Origin of the sequence: Kitasatospora sp. NPDC059812 (assembly GCF_042732075.1) — a bacterium.
GTDB lineage: Bacteria > Actinomycetota > Actinomycetes > Streptomycetales > Streptomycetaceae > Kitasatospora.
In genome coordinates, this window is sequence record NZ_JBHWIO010000040.1 from 56,834 (window position 1) to 60,382 (window position 3,549).

The window sequence follows — 3,549 nt, forward strand, 5'->3', positions numbered from 1 at the left end:
GGGGGGGGGGGGGGGGGCGGGGGGGGGGGGGGGCGGGGGGGGGGGGGGCGCCCCCCCCCCCCCCCCCCCCACGACATCAGCGGCGGCGGCGGCGGTGGTGCGGGCCGGGTTCGGTCCGCGCCGTGCCGGTGTGCGGTCCGCAGGTGCTGGTCAGGCGGAGAGGCCGGCGGCGAGGGCCTTGGCCTTGGCAGCGGCCTGCTCGTGGGCCTGGGCGCGGGAGGCGTCCGACAGGTCGACCAGGTCGGCCATCGCGGGGACGGTGCGGGCCAGGGTCAGTTCGGGCGTGATGCCGTCGACCTTGAGGCCGAGCAGGCCGGTCAGCGCCTTCTCCAGGTAGTTGGCCGCGAACTCGAAGTCCTCGCGCGGGGTGCCGGGCGCGTAGGAGCCGCCGCGGCTGGCGACGACGGTGACGGGCTTGCCCGCGACGGAGGAGTTCTCGCCGCCGGTGCGGCCCATGATGATCACGTGGTCCAGCCATGCCTTGAGGCTGGAGGGGATCGTGAAGTTGTACATGGGGGCGCCGATGAGCACCGCGTCCGCGTTCTCCAGCTCCGCGGCCAGCTCGGTGCGCAGGGCGAAAGCGGCCTTCTGCTCGTCCGTGTGGTCGGCCGGGTCGGCGAAGGCGGCCGTGATGCCGGCAGCGGTGAGGTGCGGCAGCGGCTCGGCCGCGAGGTCGCGGTAGACGACCGTGCCCTCGGGGTGCTGCTCCTCCCATGCCTTGCGGAAGGTGGCCGTGACCTCGCGGGAGGCGGAGCCGTGGGGCAGGGCGGAGGAGTCGAGGTGCAGCAGGGTGGCCATGGAGGGCTCCAGAGCTAGGGGCTGAGGTTTCTTACGTAGCTAGTAATAACATAGCCACTTACTTTTCTAAAGCTACGTAGGTCGAGGGCTACCCTGGTGGCATGGCGAATCACGGCGAGCAGGCATGCAGGAAGGCCGACGAGGGCATTGCGCGCGTCTTCCAGCTCTTCGGCAAGCGGTGGACGGGCCTGATCGTCGTCACCCTGATCCCGGGGCCCGTGTACTTCGCCGATCTTCGGCGGGCCATCCCGGGCATCAGCGAGCGCATGCTCTCGGAGCGGCTCACCGAACTCGGCGAGGCCGGCCTGATCCTGCGAGAGGTGGACGCCGGCCCTCCGCTGCGGGTCTCCTACCGGCTGACCGAAGCGGGCAACGCGTTGGAGCCCGCGTTGGCCGAGCTGGGGCGGTGGGCGGCCACGCACCTGAACGGCGGTGCACCCTGCTCCGGTGGGCCGGAGCGGCTCCCGCTCGACGTGGCCGGCGCGGCCGGCGGTGCGTCGGCGGGGTGACCGCCGGGCCGGTCGCGGGGCCGGCGGCGGAGCGGCTCCGCCGCGTGCCGCACCAAGGACTGCGAGTCCCGCGGCGGCGTGCACGCCGGGTGGCGCCACCGGCGCTTTCCGTCCGGCTTGTGCGAGGTCGCGAGGCTGAGCCCACCTGGGCCGGGGTGGTGTCCGACCCGCGTTTCGCGGCGCGGGTGTGGTGGGTGCGCGTGCGGGGTGGTGCCTGCGGTCACGCCCGGCCGGGCTGCGGGGCGGCGTAGAGGATGCTGCACGGTCAGGTGCTGGAGCGTGGCGCCCGGGTCGTGTGCGGCAGTGATCCGGAAGCGGACGCTCGTGTCGCCGTCGGCGAGGATGCGGCCGGTGAGCGGGATGCGGGTGCGAAGGGTGCCGGTCTGCGCGCCCAGGTCGCTGCTTCAGGAACGTCGCCGAACCGGAATCAAGGCCCCCGCTGTCGCCGATTTCCGTTCGACTCTCCCGAGAGCCGGGCCCGCTCCGTCACCGAACGGGCCGATCTCGCCCAGTGGCTGACTGTGCGTGCCGACGGTGTTACGCTCCCGAGAGAAGAGAGAGCTGACTCTCACTTGTTGGCCGGGGACGCCGCTCGTCCGCCCTGGCCTGGACGTGCAGGAGAGGGCGGTTCTGCCAAGCGTTCGCTGCTCTTGTGGCCTTTGGCCGGTGAGGAGACCACCATGACCGCCCCCGCACCGCAGTTACCCTTCGAGCGCCCCGACGCCCTGGACCTGGCGCCGCTGTTCGCGCGCCTGCGCGAGGAAGGCCCGATCACGCGGGTGACGACACCCGCCGGCGACCCGGCCTGGCTGGTGACCCGCTACGAGGAGGCCCGGGAGGTTCTGAGCGACACCCGCTTCTCCCGGCTGCGCCCCGATTCCGAGGGCGCGCCCAGGATCTCGGAGTCGGCGCTGCACACGCGCCCCGCCCCCACGCCCGAGGAAGAGGACCGCGAGCACACGCGGATGCGGCGGATGCTGGCGCCCGCGTTCAGCGCTCCGCGGATGCGCCGGCTGGGCGAGAGGATCGGGCAGCTCGCCGGATCCCGCCTGGACGCGATGGAGGAGGAGCGCGCGCGGGATCCGGAACGCGCCGTCAACCTGCACGACCACCTGTCGTTCCCGTTGCCGGTGATGGTGATCTGCGAGCTGCTGGGTGTGCCGGTCGCGGACCGGGGCCTGCTGCGCGGCTGGTCGGAGCGGATCGCCGCGCTGTACGGCGGGGCCGACGGCGCCGCGGCCATGGCCGAGTTCGAGGCGTACGTGGCCGGCATCGCCGAGGAGAAGCGGAAGCAGCCGGGGCAGGACGTGATCAGCGACATCCTGGCCGTGCAGGCGGAGGACCCCTCGTTCACCGAGGGGGAGATGACCCGGCTGGCGGTGGGGCTGCTGTTCGCCGGCCACGAGACGACGTCGGCCCGGATCGACCTGGGAGTCCTGTTCCTGCTGAGCGACACCGGCCGGCGGGACCGCTTCGCCGCCGACCCGGAGACGCTGGCCCGCGCCACCGTGGAGGAGGTCCTGCGGATGGCCTCGCCCGGTGGCCTGGGCCTGACCCGCTACGCCCGCGAGGACGTCACCGTCGCGGGGACCACGATCGCGCGGGGCGAGGCGGTGCTGGTGGCGATCAACGCCGCGAACCGGGACGGGCGGGTGTTCGAGGAGCCGGACACCTTCGACCCGTCGCGTTCCCCCAACGCGCACCTGGCCTTCGGGCACGGCGGCCACTACTGCATCGGCAACGTGCTGGCACGCACCGAGATGCAGGTCGCGCTGACCGCGCTGTTCCGGCGCTTCCCCGACCTGCGGCTGGCGGTGGACGCGCGGAGCCTGCGCGACCACGACGAGCGGCTGGCGGGCGGCCTCAGCTAGGTCCCGGTCCTGTGGTGAGCGAGGAGCAGCCGCGCGAGCGGCCGGTCGCGCGGGCGGAGGCGGACACCTCGCGGTGTGTGTCGTCGGGGCAGTGCGCGGTGACCGCGCCGCTGGTGTTCGACCAGGACGAGGCCGGGCAGGTCGTCGTGCTCGCCGCCGAGCCCGGCGCACGGGCGGCGGAACTGGCCCGCCAGGCGGCCGCCATGTGCCCGGCCTCGGCGATCCGGGTGTATCCGGTGAGCTGATCCGGCGCGCTAGCGGCCGGTGGTGGCCGGGGCCCCCCCCCCCCCGGGGCGCCCCCCCCCCCCCCGGGGGGGGGGGGGGGGGGGTGGGTTTAACCAAAACACGACCCCCACACCCCCCCCACAAAC

General features: G+C 73.9%; 4 protein-coding genes. 3 read left to right on the top strand and 1 reads right to left on the bottom strand.

All coding sequences use genetic code 11. The features are described 5' to 3' along the window. Positions 1 to 150: 150 nt before the first annotated feature. Positions 151 to 798 (bottom strand): FMN-dependent NADH-azoreductase, encoded by a 648-nt coding sequence (locus ACFV6D_RS21005; RefSeq protein WP_380560708.1) that lies wholly within the window; start codon positions 796 to 798, stop codon positions 151 to 153. Positions 799 to 899: 101 nt separating this feature from the next. Between ACFV6D_RS21005 and ACFV6D_RS21010 the strand changes: the two genes are divergently transcribed. The 3 genes from ACFV6D_RS21010 to ACFV6D_RS21020 all read left to right on the top strand — a co-directional run bounded on the left by ACFV6D_RS21010 (position 900) and on the right by ACFV6D_RS21020 (position 3,423). Then, entirely contained in the window at positions 900 to 1,307 is a 408-nt protein-coding gene (locus ACFV6D_RS21010) for a helix-turn-helix domain-containing protein (protein ID WP_063351805.1), read from the top strand. A gap of 680 nt (positions 1,308 to 1,987) precedes the next feature. Then, positions 1,988 to 3,178 carry a cytochrome P450 gene (locus ACFV6D_RS21015; protein WP_380560709.1) on the top strand — a complete coding sequence of 397 codons (1,191 nt, stop codon included), beginning with the start codon at positions 1,988 to 1,990 and terminating at the stop codon, positions 3,176 to 3,178. A 14-nt stretch (positions 3,179 to 3,192) separates the two neighbouring features. Continuing rightward, complete coding sequence (locus tag ACFV6D_RS21020; protein WP_380560710.1) at positions 3,193 to 3,423, top strand: ferredoxin; 231 nt, start codon at positions 3,193 to 3,195, stop codon at positions 3,421 to 3,423. Positions 3,424 to 3,549: the final 126 nt, after the last annotated feature.

Coding starts and splice junctions, on each gene's coding strand:
- ACFV6D_RS21005 (WP_380560708.1), bottom strand. CDS start 798: ATGGCCACCCTGCTGCACCTCGACTCCTCCGCCCTGCCCCACGGCTCC.
- ACFV6D_RS21010 (WP_063351805.1), top strand. CDS start 900: ATGGCGAATCACGGCGAGCAGGCATGCAGGAAGGCCGACGAGGGCATT.
- ACFV6D_RS21015 (WP_380560709.1), top strand. CDS start 1,988: ATGACCGCCCCCGCACCGCAGTTACCCTTCGAGCGCCCCGACGCCCTG.